The organism is Microbacterium sp. MTN4-26 (assembly GCF_042846595.1).
Taxonomy (GTDB): Bacteria; Actinomycetota; Actinomycetes; order Actinomycetales; family Microbacteriaceae; genus Microbacterium; species Microbacterium luteum.
Genome location: NZ_BTGO01000001.1, coordinates 97,415 through 112,583, shown reverse-complemented (window position 1 = coordinate 112,583; position 15,169 = coordinate 97,415). Strand labels below are relative to the sequence as shown.

Annotated in this window: 13 protein-coding genes and 2 tRNA genes; 7 read left to right on the top strand and 8 right to left on the bottom strand. The window is 69.5% G+C overall.

The window, feature by feature from the left end:
- Positions 1-28 precede the first annotated feature (28 nt).
- Both tig and ACGG9C_RS00590 read right to left on the bottom strand, forming a co-directional pair.
- Entirely contained in the window at positions 29-1,405 is a 1,377-nt protein-coding gene (gene tig, locus ACGG9C_RS00595; RefSeq protein WP_390178084.1) for a trigger factor, read from the bottom strand.
- Positions 1,406-1,472: 67 nt separating this feature from the next.
- A tRNA-Pro gene (locus ACGG9C_RS00590) sits at positions 1,473-1,546 on the bottom strand.
- A gap of 132 nt (positions 1,547-1,678) precedes the next feature.
- Between ACGG9C_RS00590 and ACGG9C_RS00585 the strand changes: the two genes are divergently transcribed.
- A tRNA-Gly gene (locus ACGG9C_RS00585) sits at positions 1,679-1,752 on the top strand.
- A 140-nt stretch (positions 1,753-1,892) separates the two neighbouring features.
- Here the strand turns inward: ACGG9C_RS00585 and ACGG9C_RS00580 are convergent.
- A complete protein-coding gene (locus ACGG9C_RS00580; RefSeq protein WP_071043306.1) occupies positions 1,893-2,429 on the bottom strand; it encodes a gamma carbonic anhydrase family protein in 537 nt (178 codons plus the stop codon).
- A gap of 161 nt (positions 2,430-2,590) precedes the next feature.
- On the opposite strand from ACGG9C_RS00580, the gene ACGG9C_RS00575 reads away from it, so the two are divergent.
- On the top strand, positions 2,591-3,076 hold the full coding sequence (locus ACGG9C_RS00575) for a Dps family protein (protein ID WP_071043305.1): 486 nt from the start codon (positions 2,591-2,593) through the stop codon (positions 3,074-3,076).
- Positions 3,077-3,151: 75 nt separating this feature from the next.
- On the opposite strand, the gene ACGG9C_RS00570 is transcribed toward ACGG9C_RS00575, so the two are convergent.
- The 4 genes from ACGG9C_RS00570 to ACGG9C_RS00555 all read right to left on the bottom strand — a co-directional run bounded on the left by ACGG9C_RS00570 (position 3,152) and on the right by ACGG9C_RS00555 (position 7,530).
- The gene (locus tag ACGG9C_RS00570) at positions 3,152-4,648 is read right to left on the bottom strand and encodes an amidohydrolase family protein (protein ID WP_071043303.1); all 1,497 of its coding nucleotides are present in this window, start codon (positions 4,646-4,648) and stop codon (positions 3,152-3,154) included.
- Between the two features lie 91 nt (positions 4,649-4,739).
- Positions 4,740-5,750, bottom strand: coding sequence for an Fpg/Nei family DNA glycosylase (locus tag ACGG9C_RS00565; RefSeq protein WP_390178083.1), 1,011 nt, complete (start codon positions 5,748-5,750; stop codon positions 4,740-4,742).
- Complete coding sequence (locus ACGG9C_RS00560; RefSeq protein ID WP_071043300.1) at positions 5,750-6,295, bottom strand: ribose-5-phosphate isomerase; 546 nt, start codon at positions 6,293-6,295, stop codon at positions 5,750-5,752. Before ACGG9C_RS00560 ends, ACGG9C_RS00565 begins: the two co-directional genes overlap by 1 nt.
- Positions 6,296-6,318: 23 nt before the next feature.
- Positions 6,319-7,530 carry a ferrochelatase gene (locus ACGG9C_RS00555; protein ID WP_390178082.1) on the bottom strand — a complete coding sequence of 404 codons (1,212 nt, stop codon included), beginning with the start codon at positions 7,528-7,530 and terminating at the stop codon, positions 6,319-6,321.
- 126 nt (positions 7,531-7,656) lie between these two features.
- On the opposite strand from ACGG9C_RS00555, the gene pepN reads away from it, so the two are divergent.
- The 4 genes from pepN (at position 7,657) to ACGG9C_RS00535 (ending at position 13,530) form a co-directional block, all read left to right on the top strand.
- Complete coding sequence (pepN, locus tag ACGG9C_RS00550) at positions 7,657-10,203, top strand: aminopeptidase N (protein ID WP_390178081.1); 2,547 nt, start codon at positions 7,657-7,659, stop codon at positions 10,201-10,203.
- A gap of 69 nt (positions 10,204-10,272) precedes the next feature.
- On the top strand, positions 10,273-11,373 hold the full coding sequence (locus tag ACGG9C_RS00545) for a mechanosensitive ion channel family protein (RefSeq protein ID WP_390178080.1): 1,101 nt from the start codon (positions 10,273-10,275) through the stop codon (positions 11,371-11,373).
- Positions 11,373-11,840 carry a globin gene (locus ACGG9C_RS00540; protein WP_194385217.1) on the top strand — a complete coding sequence of 156 codons (468 nt, stop codon included), beginning with the start codon at positions 11,373-11,375 and terminating at the stop codon, positions 11,838-11,840. Before ACGG9C_RS00545 ends, ACGG9C_RS00540 begins: the two co-directional genes overlap by 1 nt.
- A gap of 25 nt (positions 11,841-11,865) precedes the next feature.
- Positions 11,866-13,530, top strand: coding sequence for an FAD-binding dehydrogenase (locus ACGG9C_RS00535; RefSeq protein ID WP_071043293.1), 1,665 nt, complete (start codon positions 11,866-11,868; stop codon positions 13,528-13,530).
- Between the two features lie 5 nt (positions 13,531-13,535).
- Here ACGG9C_RS00535 and ACGG9C_RS00530 read toward each other — a convergent pair whose 3' ends face one another.
- The gene (locus ACGG9C_RS00530) at positions 13,536-14,207 is read right to left on the bottom strand and encodes a hypothetical protein (RefSeq protein WP_286720684.1); all 672 of its coding nucleotides are present in this window, start codon (positions 14,205-14,207) and stop codon (positions 13,536-13,538) included.
- A gap of 58 nt (positions 14,208-14,265) precedes the next feature.
- On the opposite strand from ACGG9C_RS00530, the gene ACGG9C_RS00525 reads away from it, so the two are divergent.
- Entirely contained in the window at positions 14,266-15,165 is a 900-nt protein-coding gene (locus tag ACGG9C_RS00525; RefSeq protein ID WP_071043291.1) for an acyl-CoA thioesterase II, read from the top strand.
- The last annotated feature ends 4 nt before the right edge of the window (positions 15,166-15,169 follow it).

The window sequence follows — 15,169 nt, the reverse complement described above, 5'->3', positions numbered from 1 at the left end:
GCATCCGCCCTTCATCACCCGAAGGCGATCACTTCGTGTCGTCGGCGTCCTCGGCGTCGGCTTCGGCGGCGTCGTCGACGATCTCCTCGGCCTCTTCGACGGCCTCCTCCGCGGCGGCCTCGTCGTCCCCCACCGCGATGAAGCCGGTGAGGTCGACGGTGTTGCCGGCGGTGTCCACGACGGTGACCTTGCCGAGCGCGACGGCGAGGGCCTTGTTGCGAGCGACCTCGGCGACGACGGCCGGCAGCTGGTTCTGCTGCTGCAGGGCCTGCACGAACTCCTGCGGAGCCATGCCGTACTGAGCGGCCGACTGGACAAGGTACTGGGTGAGCTCCTCCTGCGAGACCTGGACCTCAGCCTGCTCGGCGATCGCGTCCAGCAGCATCTGCGTGCGGAACTGCTTCTCGCTGGCCTCGGTCACTTCGGCGCGGTGCTCGTCGTCCTCGAGTCGGCTCTCCTGCTCCAGGTGCGCGTGGACCTCGTCCTCGATCAGCTGCGGCGGAACGGCGATCTCGACCTGCTCGAGCAGCTGCTCGACGAGCTTGTCGCGGGCCGCCGAGCCCTGCGTGAAGACGGACTGCTGCGAGACGCGCTCACTGAGGCTGTCGCGGAGCTCCGCGATGGTGTCGAACTCGCTGGCGATCTGCGCGAAGTCGTCATCGGCGTCGGGAAGCTCGCGCTCCTTCACCGCCTTCACCGAGACCGACACCTCGGCCTCCTGCCCGGCGTGGTCGCCGCCGACCAGCTTGGAGCGGAACGTGGTCTCCTCGCCGGCGGTGAGCGAGTCGATCGCCTCATCGATGCCCTCGAGGAGTTCCCCGGAGCCGACCTCGTACGACACGCCTTCGGCGCGGTCGATCTCGGCACCGTCGATGGTGGCGACCAGGTCGAGTTCGACGAAGTCACCGGATGCCGCGGGGCGGTCGACCGTCACCAGCGTGCCGAAACGCGAGCGGAGCTTGTCGAGCTCCTCGTCGATGGCGGCCTCGTCGACCTCGACGGCGTCGACCTCGATCGTCAGCCCCTCGTACGCGGGGAGGTCGAACTCGGGCCGCACATCGACCTCGACGTCGACCTCGAGGTCGCCGGAGAAGTCCTTCTCGGCGGGCCATTCGACCACCTCGGCGCTCGGACGCCCGAGGACGCGGATGCTCTCCGCCTCGACGGCCTGACGGTAGAACCCGTCGAGCCCCTCGCTGACGGCGTGCTCGAGCACCGCACCGCGACCGATGCGCTGATCGATGATCGGGGCCGGAACCTTGCCCTTGCGGAAGCCGGGGATCTGCACGTCTTTGGCGATGTGCTCGTAGGCGTGCGCGATGCTGGGCTTCAGTTCGTCGGGGGTGACCGTGATGTGCAGCTTCACCCGGGTCGGGGTCAGCTTCTCGACGGTGCTCGTGACCATGCCTGTTCGTTCTCCTCGCTGTCGACCGCGCGGTAGCGCGCGGCGGTTGAGTCTTGGTCGGTGGACGTCGGGGCGACAGGATTTGAACCTGCGGCCTCCCGCTCCCAAAGCGGGCGCTCTACCAAGCTGAGCTACGCCCCGGTTGGGTGCGCACACGCGAACGTGCGGCGATCGGCCCCGAGAAGTCTAGCCGACGCGAGGTCGACTCGCCTGCCGGTGTCCAGGCCACGACCGGATGTCGTCTAGACTGGTCACGCCGCGGCTTGCCGCTGCGGGGATGTAGCTCAATGGTAGAGCCTCAGTCTTCCAAACTGATGGTGCGGGTTCGATTCCCGTCATCCCCTCCACACCACTCCCCCCTCCGCCCATGCCGCGTCGGATCCGAGCCGCCCGCGCGGCGCCGCTCCGCAGTCACTTCCGGCGGGTGGTGGCCCTGTTCGACCCGCAGAAAGTGACTGCGGAGCGGAAGGGACCCGCGGGGCTCGGCTCAGCCGGCCGGGCGCGCGTCGCGGTGGGCGGCGAGGTGGGCGCGGTAGGTGTCCGCGTTCCGTCGGATCGCCGTCCGCTCCTCCTCCGTGAGCTCGCGCCGCACCTTCGCCGGCACGCCGGCCACCAGCGAGTTCGGCGGAACGACGGTTCCCTCCAGCACCACCGCTCCCCCGGCCACGAGACAGCCCGGGCCGATCTCGGCACCCGACAGAACGACGCTCCCCATGCCGATGAGCGACCCCTCGCCGACGGTGCAGCCGTGCACCACGGCGTTGTGTCCGACCGACACGTCGTCGCCGATGACGACCGGCCGGCCGGCGTCGACGTGCACCGAGACGTTGTCCTGGAGGTTGCTGCCCGCGCCGATCGTGATGGAGGCGCTGTCGCCGCGGAGAACCGCGTTGTACCAGACGCTCGCCTCCGGCCCGAGCGAGACCGAGCCGATGATGCGAGCGCCGGGGGCGACGAAGGCCGAGGGGTCGATGACCGGACGCAGCCCGGCCACGGTCAGGACAGAGCACTCTGAGGAGATCATGGGGCGAGGCTAGCGCGCGAGGTCGAAAGGGGTATGGATAGGCTCAGAAAAGCAAGCCCAGCCTGGGCTTGCTTGCGGAATACCCGACGCTGAGTAGCGTTGTCATCGACAGGGCGCAGAGCCGGCACACCCGCCGGAGCCGCCCGAATGGAGGCGACAACATGACGGACATCCAGACCACCCCGACCACCGCCGCCGACCCGACGGTCGCTGCCGGAACCGCACAGTTCCTCACCCCCGTCGCGCTCGGCTTCCAGGCTCTCGCCGTCAACGGCAAGCAGGCGCACTGGAACGTGCGCGGTGCGAACTTCATCGCGATCCACGAACTGCTCGACTCGGTCGTCGACCACGCGCAGGCGGGCGCCGACGAGGCGGCGGAGCGCATCGTTGCTCTGGGCCTGCCGATCGACGCGCGACTGGGCACCGTGGCGGAGAAGACCAAGGCGACCGCCGTTCCCGCCGGCTTCACGCAGTGGCAGGACATCATCCGCGCCGTGATCGCCGACATGGACGCTGTGATCGCCGACCTCCAGGCCGCGATCGACGGACTGGACGAGGTCGACCTCACCAGCCAGGACATCGCGATCGCCCTGAAGCAGTCGATCGAGAAGGACCGCTGGTTCCTCGTCGCTCACCTCGCTGAGTGAGATGACGATCCTCGAAGCCCCCGGTGACACTCCTCGCCGGGGGCTTCACTCATGCCGGCGGACGCCGCGCCGGGTTCACGCCAGGTGCGTGACGCGACCAGCCAGAACGGTGGCGGCGACCGTCGTCGCGCGCAGCTCCCATTCGTCGGCCGTCGCGGGATCGCGGTCGCAGACGACCAGATCCGCCACGGTGCCGGGCTGAAGCATGGACGGCGATGTCGAACCGCCCCGTGTCGAAGCTGCCATCGCGATCTCCGCCGAGACCCTCTCATCGGGCCGCCACGCTTCACGTCCATCACGGCTGCGGTGCACAGCCGATGCCATCGCGGCCCAGGGGTCCAGACGCGCCACCGGGGCGTCGGAGCCGAACCGAAGGTTCGCACCGGCCGCCGACAACGAGCGCAGCGGATAGACGAGAGCGGTCTGATCACGCCACATGGCGTCGGTCATGTCGCGATCGTCGAGCGCGTGCTCCGGCTGCACACTCGCCGCGACACCGAGGCGTGCGAACCTGGCCAGATCGGCGTGGGCGACCAGCTGAGCGTGCTCGATCGTCCCCCGCGCCCCCGAGGCGGCGAACGCGTCCAGCGCGGCCGAGTTCGCGACGTCGCCGATCGCGTGGATCGCGCAGTCGATACCCGCTCCCGTCGCGCGCGTCATGAGGGCCAGCACCTCGTCGGGCGGGTAGTTGAGTGCGCCGACATTGCCCGGTTCTCCGGTGTAATGACGCGAGCAGGCCGCCGTCCTCGTGCCGAGCGATCCATCGGTGATCACCTTGAGCGGTCCGACCCGCACGAGGCCGCCGGATCCGGTGAGCTCGTCGCCGGTTCGGAGCCCTTCGCCGACGGCGCGCTCGAGGTGCTCGGGGTAGATGCCGAAATCCACGCGAAGGGCGTCGAACCCGCCCGCCACGCGGCGCTCCCACGCCGAAGCGTTCCATGCCATGTCGAGGTCGACGATCCCGACCACACCTCGGGAGGCGGCATCGGCGGCCATGGCGTCGACGGCGGCGTCACCGACCGCGGGGTCCACATCGTTGAGGCGCCGCGAGATCTCGAAGGCGGGCTCTTCCCGAACGAGACCGCTCTCGTCGGGGCGCATCCCCTCTCGCTCGAAGGCTGCGGAGTTCATCCAGACGCTGTGCACATCGGAATTGATGAGATAGGTCGGCACCGCACCCGTCGCCGCGTCGATCAGCTCCAGTGTCGGCGCGTCGCCCCAGAGCCCGTCGCGGAATCCGGTGCCGACGCGCCTTCCGTCGGAGAGCACCGGAGCCCACGCCATGATCTGCGCGGCATCCGCTGCCGAGGTCGCGACGTCGAGATGCTGACGCTGCGCGACGAGTGCCCACTGCATGACGTGCACGTGATGATCCCACAGCCCCGGGATGACCCACGCGCCGCCGGCGTCGAGGACTCGGCCGACGGGACGCACGGCGCCGGCGGGGGCGATGTCCACGATCACGCCGTCGGCCAGGAAGACATCGACCGGCCCCAGCGGGGCGAGGCTGCTCCCCGGTCCGCTCAGCCGGGCTGCCACGATGGTGTCGACACGGTCCCCGACGGCCGTCACCGATCACCTCTCGAGCTCACTCGTCGGGGGTGGCAAACGCGGGCACGCGAGACGGTCTGACGCACCCGGCCAGCCTACGCGGCGACACGGCTCACGCTTGACAGCGCGGACACCAGTAGAGCTTGCGACCGGCGGCCTCCTCGACCACGATCGCGGTTCCGCAGACCCGGCAGGGCAGACCCGCCCGATGGTAGACCCAATGCCGGTCATCACGACTGGCCATCGCGCGACGGTAGTCCTCGGGCGCGAGGTCGTCCATCGTCATCATCTGGCCGGTCTCGACGCCGATGGCGAGCAGCCTCACCCAGTCGCGCCAAAGCGCTCGGACGATGTCCTCCGGCACCTCTCGACCGGGTGTGTGGGGATTCAGGCGGGCCCGGAAGAGCAGCTCGGCACGGTAGACGTTGCCGATCCCCGACACCACCGACTGATCCATCAGGAGGAGCCCGATCGCGGTCGGCTTGCGTCGCACGACCGAGACGAAGCGCTCTTCGCCGATCGCGGGGTCGTCCACCAGGGGGTCGGGGCCGAGCCGCGAGACGGTGGCCGCCATCTCCTCTCCGGTCTGGAGTGCGCAGGTGGTCGGGCCCCGCAGATCGGCGCAGACGGCATCGGTGAGCAGACGCAGCCGCACCTGCCCCACGACGGGTGGCGGCCAGGGGACATCGCCGTCGTCATCCAGCCCTGTTGTCTGCTCCGACATGCGAACGTGCACCCGAGTCCGCCGCGGTGCGCCGATCGACGAAAGCGAGTTCTCGCCGGCTCGGTCGAAGACGGGCATCTCGTCGCCATCGATCGCGGTGCCGCGGTGATTCGTCTGTCCCATGCGCCCGTTGGCGGACGCGATCGTGGAGTCGACGAGGATATCGCCGGCGAAGTCCCATGCCCCGTACATCCCGAGGTGCACTCGGAGCCACAGATCGTCGTCGAAACCGAGGAACATCTGCTTGCCGACGGCTCTCACCTCGTGCGGAACCCGCCCGTCGAGGACCGCCGCACCCTCGACGAACCTCCCTTGCGGGCTGGATGCCGCCACGGCACGGCCGACGATATTGCGGTCGAACTGTCGCGCGATGCGATGGACGGAATGCCCCTCCGGCATCAGCCGGCTTCGGGGTCGAAGGAACTGTCGTCCGCAGCGAGCACGTCGGGGGCGGCCTCATCGGCCCGCGGGTCGGGAAGCAGCGAGCCGTCCGCCTCGAACGCGGCGATCTGACCGATGCGGCGCACGTGGCGTTCGTCGTGGGAGAACGGGGTCGCGACGAATCGGTCGATGAAGGTCACGGCCTCTTCGAAGGTGTGCTGGCGTGCTCCGATCGCGATGACGTTGGCGTCGTTGTGTTCGCGCGCGAGCTCCGCGGTGGCGATGCTCCACACCAGGGCGGCGCGGATGCCGGCCACCTTGTTGGCCGCGATCTGCTCGCCGTTGCCCGACCCGCCGAAGACCACGCCGAGGGCCGGCACACCGGCGGCCTGGTCCGCCACGACTCCTTGAGCGGCACGGACGCAGAAGGCCGGGTAGTCGTCGAGCGGGTCATAGTCGATCGGACCGTGATCGACGACCTCGTGCCCCTCCGCGGCGAGGTGATGCTGCAGCTGCGTGGAGAACTCCAGGCCCGCGTGATCGGTGGCGATGTGGATGCGCATGGCGCCCATCCTATTGACGCCGATCACGGCGCGATGCCGGCCGCTGCCGGCTTGAAGCCGGCACGGACGTTCTCGCAGCATCCGGGGCGGCAGACGTCGTACCACGGACCGAGCGGCGTCTCATGCGGCCGATCGCCCGCCTTCGTTCCGGCCAGCCGTTCCTGGACGAGGTCGACCAGGCCGCTGACGTACGCCGGATCGACACCGGGGGTCTGGGACCGGATAGCGCGCAGGCCCGCCTCCTCGGCCGCCTCCATGGCCTCGGTGTCGAGATCCCACAGCACTTCCATGTGGTCGCTGACGAAGCCGAGAGGAACGATGACCACGGCTCTCGCCCCGCGGGCGGGTAGCTCCGCGATGACGTCGCACACGTCCGGCTCGAGCCAGGGCTGCGACGGCGGTCCGGAGCGCGACTGGTAGACGAGCTCCCACGGGATCCCGCTCGCGGCGGGCACAGCGGCGGCGACGGCGTCCATGACGACCTGAGCCACGGCGAGGTGCTGCGCGGCGTAGGCGCCCCCGTCGCCGAAGTCGACGTCCCGGGGCCCGGAACGCTGCGCATCGGCGGTCGGGATGCTGTGGGTGGAGAAGAGCACGTGCACGTTCTCGGGTGCGATGCCCTCGTCGGTGACGAACGTCGACACGGCCGCCTCGACACCGTCGACGAACGGCCGCACGAAGCCCGGGTGATCGAAGAACTGGCGCACCTTGTCGATCGTCACCCGCTCCCCCAGGCCGGTCTCGGTCAGCACGCGCGCGAAGTCCTCCCGATACTGACGACAGCTCGAGAAGGAACTGTAGGCGCTGGTCGCCAGCGCGAGCAGCGTGGTGTCCCCGGCCGCCGCGGCATCCTGCACGGCGTCTTCGAGGTAGGGCGCCCAGTTGCGGTTCCCCCAGTACACCGGCAGGTCGATGCCGCGTCGCGCCAGCTCCGCCTCGAGTGCCGCTTTCAGCGCTCGGTTCTGGGCGTTGATCGGGCTCACGCCGCCGAAGTGACGGTAGTGATGGGCGACCTCTTCGAGCCGCTCATCGGGGATCCCGCGTCCGCGTGTGACATTGCGCAGGAACGGGATGACATCATCCTGTCCCTCGGGTCCGCCGAACCCGGCGAGCAGGAGGCCGTCGTAGGAGACGGGCTCCTCGACGTGCTCCGGGCCGGAGGCGGCGAACGGTGAGGCGAACGGCACAGGACCGGACACGCCGGCGGGGTCGGATGCGGGAGAAGGCGTACTCACCCCACCATCCTCGCACCGCGCGAACACGCCGGATCCGCACCGCCGACTGGCGTAGGGTGGGAGGGTTGTCGCCGGCGCCAGCAGCGCCGCTCCGCGGCATCCACCCCAACCCCGGGAGCAGACTCAGTGCCAGGAGAGAACCTCACCCGCCTCGAAGCGCAGGAGCGCCGCGCGGTCGTCGACACCCAGTCGTACGCGATCACCCTCGACCTGAACCGGGGCGCCGAGGTCTTCGGCTCCCGCACGGTCGTGCGCTTCACGGCCACCGAAGGCGCCTCGACCTTCATCGACCTGATCGCGCGCGATGTGCGCGAGATCACCCTGAACGGCCGGTCGATCGACCCCGCCGTGGCGTTCGCCGATTCGCGGATCGCGCTGGACGGGCTCGCGGCCACGAACGAGCTGGTCGTCGACGCCGACGGCGTCTACACGAACACCGGTGAGGGCCTGCACCGCTTCGTCGACCCCGTCGACGGCGAGGTCTACCTCTACTCCCAGTTCGAGGTGCCCGATTCCCGCCGCGTCTTCGCGGTCTTCGAGCAGCCCGACCTGAAGGCCGAGTTCCAGTTCACCGTGACGGCTCCGGCGGCATGGAAGGTCATCTCCAACTCCCCCACCCCCGAACCGGAGCCGGGCGACGACGGCACGGCGACCTGGACCTTCGAGCCCACACCGCGCATCTCGTCGTACATCACCGCGCTTGTGGCCGGTCCGTATGAGGCGACCTACTCGGAGCTGACCAGCGCATCCGGGCGCGTCATCCCGCTGGGGGTGTTCGCCCGCAAGAGCCTGTGGCAGCACCTCGACGCGGACTACGTGTTCGAGAAGACCCGCCAGGGCTTCGCCTACTACGAGGAGAAGTTCTCCTACCCGTACCCGTTCGCCAAGTACGACCAGATGTTCGTTCCGGAGTTCAACGCGGGCGCCATGGAGAACGCCGGCGCAGTGACCTTCACCGAGACGTACGTGTTCCGCAGCAAGGTCACCGACGCCGTCCGCGAACGTCGCGTGGTCACGATCCTGCACGAGCTGGCGCACATGTGGTTCGGCGATCTGGTCACCATGAAGTGGTGGAATGACCTGTGGCTGAACGAGTCGTTCGCCGAGTGGGCCTCGACGATCGCCACCGCCGAGGCCACCGAGTGGACGGCGGCGTGGACGACCTTCAACGCCATGGAGAAGACCTGGGCGTACCGCCAGGATCAGCTGCCATCCACCCACCCCGTCGTCGCCGAGATCAACGACCTCGAGGATGTGCAGGTCAATTTCGATGGGATCACCTACGCCAAGGGCGGATCGGTGCTCAAGCAGCTGGCCGCTTGGGTGGGGGTCGAGGCCTTCTTCGCGGGCGTCTCCGCGTACTTCACCAAGCACGAGTTCGGCAACACCGAGCTCACCGACCTCCTGGTCGAGCTCGAGGCCACCAGCGGCCGCGAACTGACGGCCTGGTCGAAGAAGTGGCTTGAGACCGCCGGCGTCAACACGCTCTCCCCCGCGATCACCGAGGGTTCCGACGGCACGATCTCGCGCTTCGCCGTCGTGCAGACCGCCCCCGCGGACTATCCCACGATCCGTCCGCACCGGCTGGGCATCGGCTTCTACAACCTCGACGGCTCCAGCCTCGTGCGCACGCATCACGTGGAGCTCGACGTGGACGGCGACCTCACGGAGGTGCCGGACCTCGTCGGCCAGAAGCGCCCCGATCTCGTGCTGCTCAATGATGACGACCTCGCCTATGCGAAGATCCGGCTCGATGAGCGTTCGCTGCAGACCGCGATCGACCATCTCTCGAAGATCAGCGATCCGCTCGCCCGCTCCCTCGTGTGGGGTGCAGCGTGGGACCAGACGCGCGACGCGGAAGCCCCGGCGAGCGACTACGTCGATCTCGTGCTGCGCAACATCGGCAGCGAGACCGAGTCGACGACGGTGCGCACCACCCTCGCCCAGCTGCAGCTGGCGGCGAACGCCTACGTCGCACCCGAGAAGCGCGAGATCACGCGCATCAAGGTCGCCGATGCGCTGTGGGATCTCGCTCTGGAGGCTCCCTCGGGAAGCGACAGCCAATTGCAGTTCGCCACGGCGTTCGCCGCCGCCGCGGCGACACCGTCGCAGTGGGAGAACGTGCGTGCGCTGCGCGACGGCGAGACCGCTCTCGAGGGTCTCGAGATCGACACCGACCTGTCGTGGCAGCTGCTGGTTTCTCTCGCTGCGGGTGCGGTCATCGACGTGCCGGACATCGAGCGCGCCCTCGCCCAGGACAACACGGCAAAGGGCGGTGAATTCGCCGCCCAGGCCCGTGCCGCCCTCCCCACGCCGGAAGCGAAGAAGGCCGCATGGGCTTCGCTGGTCGAGCGGGATGACCTGCCGAACACGATCGTGCGCTTCGCGGCCATGGGCTTCGTGCACCCCTCGGGTGCGGCACTGCTGCCGGACTTCGTCGAACCGTACTTCGCGATGCTCGACACCGTCTGGACCAGCCGCACGTACAAGATCGCCGAGTATCTGATCACCGGGCTCTATCCGAGCGTGCTCGCGTCGGTCGAGCTGCGCGACGCGACGCGCGCCTGGCTGGACACCCACTCGGATGCCCCGGCGGCTCTGCGCCGCATGGTCTACGAGAACCTCGCCGGTGTCGAGCGCGCGCTCGCGGTTCAGGAGCGCGACGCCTCGTGATCCCGCTCCGGTTGCCCCGGTGCTCGCCGCACAGCGAGCACCGGGGCATCCGTCGTTAGGATCGTCGCGATGAGCGCCATCGACTTCGCGCATGACACGACCGAGCAGGTTCTGGAGACGGACCTGTGGACGGCTGTGCAGGCGTGGCTCTTGGAAGCCGGCACCCGCCTGCTGGCGGTGGCGGCGATCGTCGCGGTGGCCGTGGTCGTCGCGTGGATCCTGCGGATCATCATCCGAAGGGTGGTGGACCGCATCGTCCACGGCGCGAAGTCTCGCGCCAACGTGCTCGACACCCAGGCGCTGGAGAGGTCGCCGCTGGCCTCACTCCGACTCGTGCAGCGCACGCGCACCCTCGGCTCGATCCTGCAGAACATCGTCGGTGTGGCGGTGGTGATCGTCTCCGGACTGCTGATCGTGAACGTGCTCGCCCCGAACGCGCTGGGGTCCCTCACCCTCCTCACCGCCGCGATCGGAGCGGGACTGGGGTTCGGGGCGCAGAACATCGTCAAGGACGTGCTGAACGGCATCTTCATCGTCGCCGAGGATCAGATCGGCATCGGCGACGTGGTCGATCTCGGGCTCGCGACCGGCATCGTCGAGTACGTCAGCGTGCGCATCACCCACGTGCGCGATGTCCACGGCACCCTCTGGTATGTGCGCAACGGTGAGATCACGCGGATCGGCAACATGTCGCAGGGGTGGTCGCGCGTGGTCCTCGACATCGGCGTCGCGCGCGCCGCCGATGTCGACCGTGCCGAAGCAGTCATGCTCACGGCAGCGACCGACCTTGCAGAGGATCCGAAGTGGCGCACGCGCGTCATCGAGCCTCCCGAGGTGTGGGGTCTGGAATCGATCGGCGGCGATGCCATCGTCGTGCGCGTGGTCATCAAGACGCGCGCCGGCGCACGGGATGATGTCGGACAGGAGCTGCGCACACGCGTGCGGCGCGCGCTCGACGCCGACGGCATCGACGTTCCGCACCTGAGCACGGTGACCCTGACCGGCCCGGACGCGGCACAGCGCGTGCGCGGCGCGAACCCGCCCAAGACGAAGCCGAACCCGCTCGCACCCGCCACCGACGAGCTCCCCGCATCTCCGCGGTGGCGTTTCAAGCGAGGCGCCGACGCGCCTCCGCCCCAGACGGCGGCGGACGACGAGGAGGAGAACTGATGACCGACCCCGCACCCGCCAGCTTCTACGACGAGATCGGCGGCCACGAGACCTTCGTGAAGCTGGTCGATGTCTTCTACGACGGTGTCGCGGGCGACGACGTGCTGCAGCCCATGTACCCCGAGGCGGATCTCGGTCCGGCGAAGGAGCGCCTCCTGATGTTCCTGGAGCAGTACTGGGGCGGCCCGACCACCTACGGGGAACGGCGCGGGCATCCGCGCCTGCGGATGCGGCACCGGCCGTTCCACGTCAATCCCGACGCGCGGGATCGGTGGCTGGCGCACATGCGCACCGCGGTGGATTCCCTGCATCTCGCGCCGCTGCACGAGGCCACGCTGTGGGACTACCTCGAGCGGGCGGCGCACGCGATGGTCAACACGTTCGAGCCGACCGGCATCGGCGCCGCCGCTGACGGTCGCGATCATGGCAACCTGTCGGTGACCGCCCAGGAGGACGCACCCTCCTGACGCGGGTCGAGACGAAGGAGTCCCGATGACCGGAAACATGCAGCGCACCGACGTCCTGGTGATCGGATGGGGCCTTGCCGGCCTCGTCGCAGCCTCCGAGGCTCTCGCCGCCGGACGACATGTCACACTGATCGACCAGGAGCCCCGCTTCAATCTCGGCGGACAGGCGTGGTGGTCGTTCGGTGGGCTCTTCTTCGTGGACTCGCCGGAGCAGCGACGCATGGGAATCCGCGATTCCCCGGATCTGGCCCGACAGGACTGGTTCGGAACGGCGGGCTTCGACCGCGCCGAGGACGCGTGGCCACGGAAGTGGGCGGAGGCGTATCTGGAATTCGCCCACCGTGAGAAGCGCTCGTGGCTCCGGTCCAAGGGAGTGCGGTTCTTCCCCGTCGTCGGCTGGGCCGAGCGGGGCGGCTACGGAGCGACCGGCCCCGGCAACTCCGTCCCGCGCTTCCACATCGTCTGGGGAACGGGACCGGCTCTCGTCGCAGCCTTCCAGGCCGAGCTCGAGCAGGCAGAGGGCGAGGGCCGTGCCGTCATCCTCCCCCGCAGGCGAGTGCGCGAGCTCACCGTGGTCGACGGCTCTGTCACGGGTGCCGCGGGCGACGTGCTGGCGCCCTCCGGTGCGGTGCGGGGCACCGCGTCGTCCCGCGAGATCGTGGGAGAGTTCCAAATCGACGCGGCGGCGACCATCGTGGCATCCGGGGGTATCGGCGGAAACCACGACCTGGTGCGTCGCCGGTGGCCGGAGCGTCTCGGTCCCCCACCGGCGACGATGGTGACGGGTGTCCCGGCCTACGTCGACGGAGCCATGCTCGGCGTCTCCGAGACCGCCGGCGCACGCCTCATCAACGGCGACCGCATGTGGCACTACGTCGAGGGGGTGCAGAACTGGTCGCCGATCTGGCCGGGACACGGCATCCGCATCCTGCCCGGGCCCTCTTCGCTCTGGCTCGACGCGACCGGCCGCCGTCTGCCGGTGCCGCTCTACCCCGGCTTCGACACCCTGGGCACCCTTGCCCACCTGCGATCGACCGGTCACGACCACTCCTGGTTCGTGCTGTCGCAGAAGATCATCGAGAAGGAGTTCACCCTCTCCGGCAGTGAACAGAATCCCGACCTCACCGGAAAGGACATCAGCCTGCTGCTGCGCTCGCGCCTGGGCAGGGGCGCGAGCGGGCCCGTGCAGGCTTTCCTCGACCGTGGCGACGATTTCGTGGTCAGCCCCGACCTCGACGGCCTGATCGTGAAGATGCGTGAGCTTCCCGGCGGAGACGCGCTGGATTCCGCGCTCGTTCGTGCAGAGGTCGAGGGTCGTGATCGCGAGGTCGGAAACACCTTCACGAAGGATGCCCAGATCGCGATGCTGCGCTCCGCGCGCGCCTACCGCGGCGACCGGCTCGTGCGCACCGCATCACCGCATCGACTGCTGGACCCCGCAGCCGGTCCGCTCATCGCGGTCAAGCTGCACATCCTCACGCGCAAGTCCCTCGGTGGCATCGAGACCGACCTGTCCTCGCGCGCGCTCGGTGCCACCGGGGATCCGATTCCCGGCCTCTACGCGGCCGGTGAGGCGAGCGGTTTCGGCGGGGGCGGCGTTCACGGCTATCGCGCGCTGGAGGGGACGTTCCTCGGCGGGTGCCTCTTCTCCGGTCGCTCCGCAGGACGAGCGGCGGCCGCCGCGGTCTGAGGCGATCAGCGCGATCCGGTGGACCGAACGTCGGTCATGCCCACGCGGACCGGCCCCCGCACCACCACGTGGCCACGGTCGAGGGTGACACGCGTCCAGGGTCCGTTGATCAGCACGCGAGCCGCTTCTTCGCCACCGATGAATCCGAGCGCGAACGCGGCGAAAGCCGCGCCGAGGGGAAGCCCGCCGAGCGCGTCGTCCGGCTCGCCCCAGATCGCCGCCCGGACCTCGCGCACGATGTCCTCGCCCGGATCGACCGGCATCGCGTCCGCCACCGCGGCGATGCCGAACTGGGCGCGCGAGGCCAGCACCGACGCCGCCAACCCACCGTGGGCCTCCCACGATCCGCGCGGCGGCGAGACCCCGGCCCACGGCGCTGAGACGGCGGAGTCGGGCAGGATCAGCGCCGAGGAGGAGGCGTCTTCGCGATCGAGGGCGGACGCGTCCACCAGGAGATCGCACTCGAGTTCGGGATCGGCCTGAAGCATGCGCATCGCCAGGACCGTCGGGGTGCGGTCGAACAGTCCGCGCGGTGCGAGCGGGGCGGAGGTCATCACGAGCACGCCCGCCGACGCGCGAAGCCTCACCGCGCCATCGCCGAGGGCACGGGTGCGTCCGGCGAAGGTGAGGGCATCCGATGCGGCGTGCGGATCGGCAAGAAGAAGGCGCGGGGACATCCGACTTAGACTATCCACCAGCCGTGCTCCGACGGCGTGAACGGCATCCGGAGGCCCCATGACCGACGTCGCCCCGACCTCGCCCACCGCCGACCATGACCCGGTCGCGGCCATGCTGCACGTGCTGGACCTGTCGACGACGGCGGCCCGGACGACCGAGGACATCTTCACCGGCTCCTCCCTCGCGATGCCGCTCGGACGCGTGTTCGGCGGGCAGGTGCTGGCGCAGTCGATCGTCGCCGCGGAGCGAACCATCCCCGACGATCGCGCGGTGCACTCGATGCACGGATACTTTCTGCGGCCCGGCGACTCCGCCCAGGGCATCACGTTCTCCGTCGATCGCATCCACGACGGCCGTTCCTTCTCCACGCGACGCACGCAGGCCTTCCAGGACGGTGTGCCCATCTTCTCGATGATCGCGTCGTTCCAGGTCGACGACCCGGGCTTCGAGCATCACGCGCCGATGCCGGAGGGTCTGCCCGGTCCGGAGGATCTGCCCCGCATCGAGGATCACCTTCCCGACGTCCACCCCATGTCCAAGAGCCTGTTCATCGATCGGCCGGTCGACCTCCGGCACATCCCGTCGCCGCTGTATCTGAGCGTCGAGGGCGAGCACAGCCCCAGCCAGGCGGTGTGGCTGCGGCTGCGACGTCCCATCGGCGACGACCCCCTGGTGCACCGAGCGGTCCTGGCCTACATGAGCGACCTGTCCATCCAGGAGTCCATCCTGCGCGCGCACGGCATCGCGTGGGCGACGCCGGGTCTGAAGGTCGCCAGCCTCGATCACGCCATGTGGTGGCACCGCTTCGCGCGCGTCGACGAGTGGCTGCTCTATGTGCAGGAATCCCCGAGCGCGCGCGGCGGCCGCGGTCTCGGCACCGGCCGGCTCTACACGCGGGACGGCGCCCTCGTGGCAAGCGTCGCCCAGGAGGTCATGGTGCGCGTCCCGGCATCGTGACGGG

What these genes read in the sequence shown, in the direction of transcription:
- tig (WP_390178084.1), bottom strand. Translation starts at nt 1,405, where the DNA reads ATGGTCACGAGCACCGTCGAGAAGCTGACCCCGACCCGGGTGAAGCTG.
- ACGG9C_RS00580 (WP_071043306.1), bottom strand. Translation starts at nt 2,429, where the DNA reads ATGATCTCCTCAGAGTGCTCTGTCCTGACCGTGGCCGGGCTGCGTCCG.
- ACGG9C_RS00575 (WP_071043305.1), top strand. Translation starts at nt 2,591, where the DNA reads ATGACGGACATCCAGACCACCCCGACCACCGCCGCCGACCCGACGGTC.
- ACGG9C_RS00565 (WP_390178083.1), bottom strand. Translation starts at nt 5,750, where the DNA reads ATGCCGGAGGGGCATTCCGTCCATCGCATCGCGCGACAGTTCGACCGC.
- ACGG9C_RS00560 (WP_071043300.1), bottom strand. Translation starts at nt 6,295, where the DNA reads ATGCGCATCCACATCGCCACCGATCACGCGGGCCTGGAGTTCTCCACG.
- ACGG9C_RS00545 (WP_390178080.1), top strand. Translation starts at nt 10,273, where the DNA reads ATGAGCGCCATCGACTTCGCGCATGACACGACCGAGCAGGTTCTGGAG.
- ACGG9C_RS00540 (WP_194385217.1), top strand. Translation starts at nt 11,373, where the DNA reads ATGACCGACCCCGCACCCGCCAGCTTCTACGACGAGATCGGCGGCCAC.
- ACGG9C_RS00535 (WP_071043293.1), top strand. Translation starts at nt 11,866, where the DNA reads ATGACCGGAAACATGCAGCGCACCGACGTCCTGGTGATCGGATGGGGC.
- ACGG9C_RS00530 (WP_286720684.1), bottom strand. Translation starts at nt 14,207, where the DNA reads ATGTCCCCGCGCCTTCTTCTTGCCGATCCGCACGCCGCATCGGATGCC.
- ACGG9C_RS00525 (WP_071043291.1), top strand. Translation starts at nt 14,266, where the DNA reads ATGACCGACGTCGCCCCGACCTCGCCCACCGCCGACCATGACCCGGTC.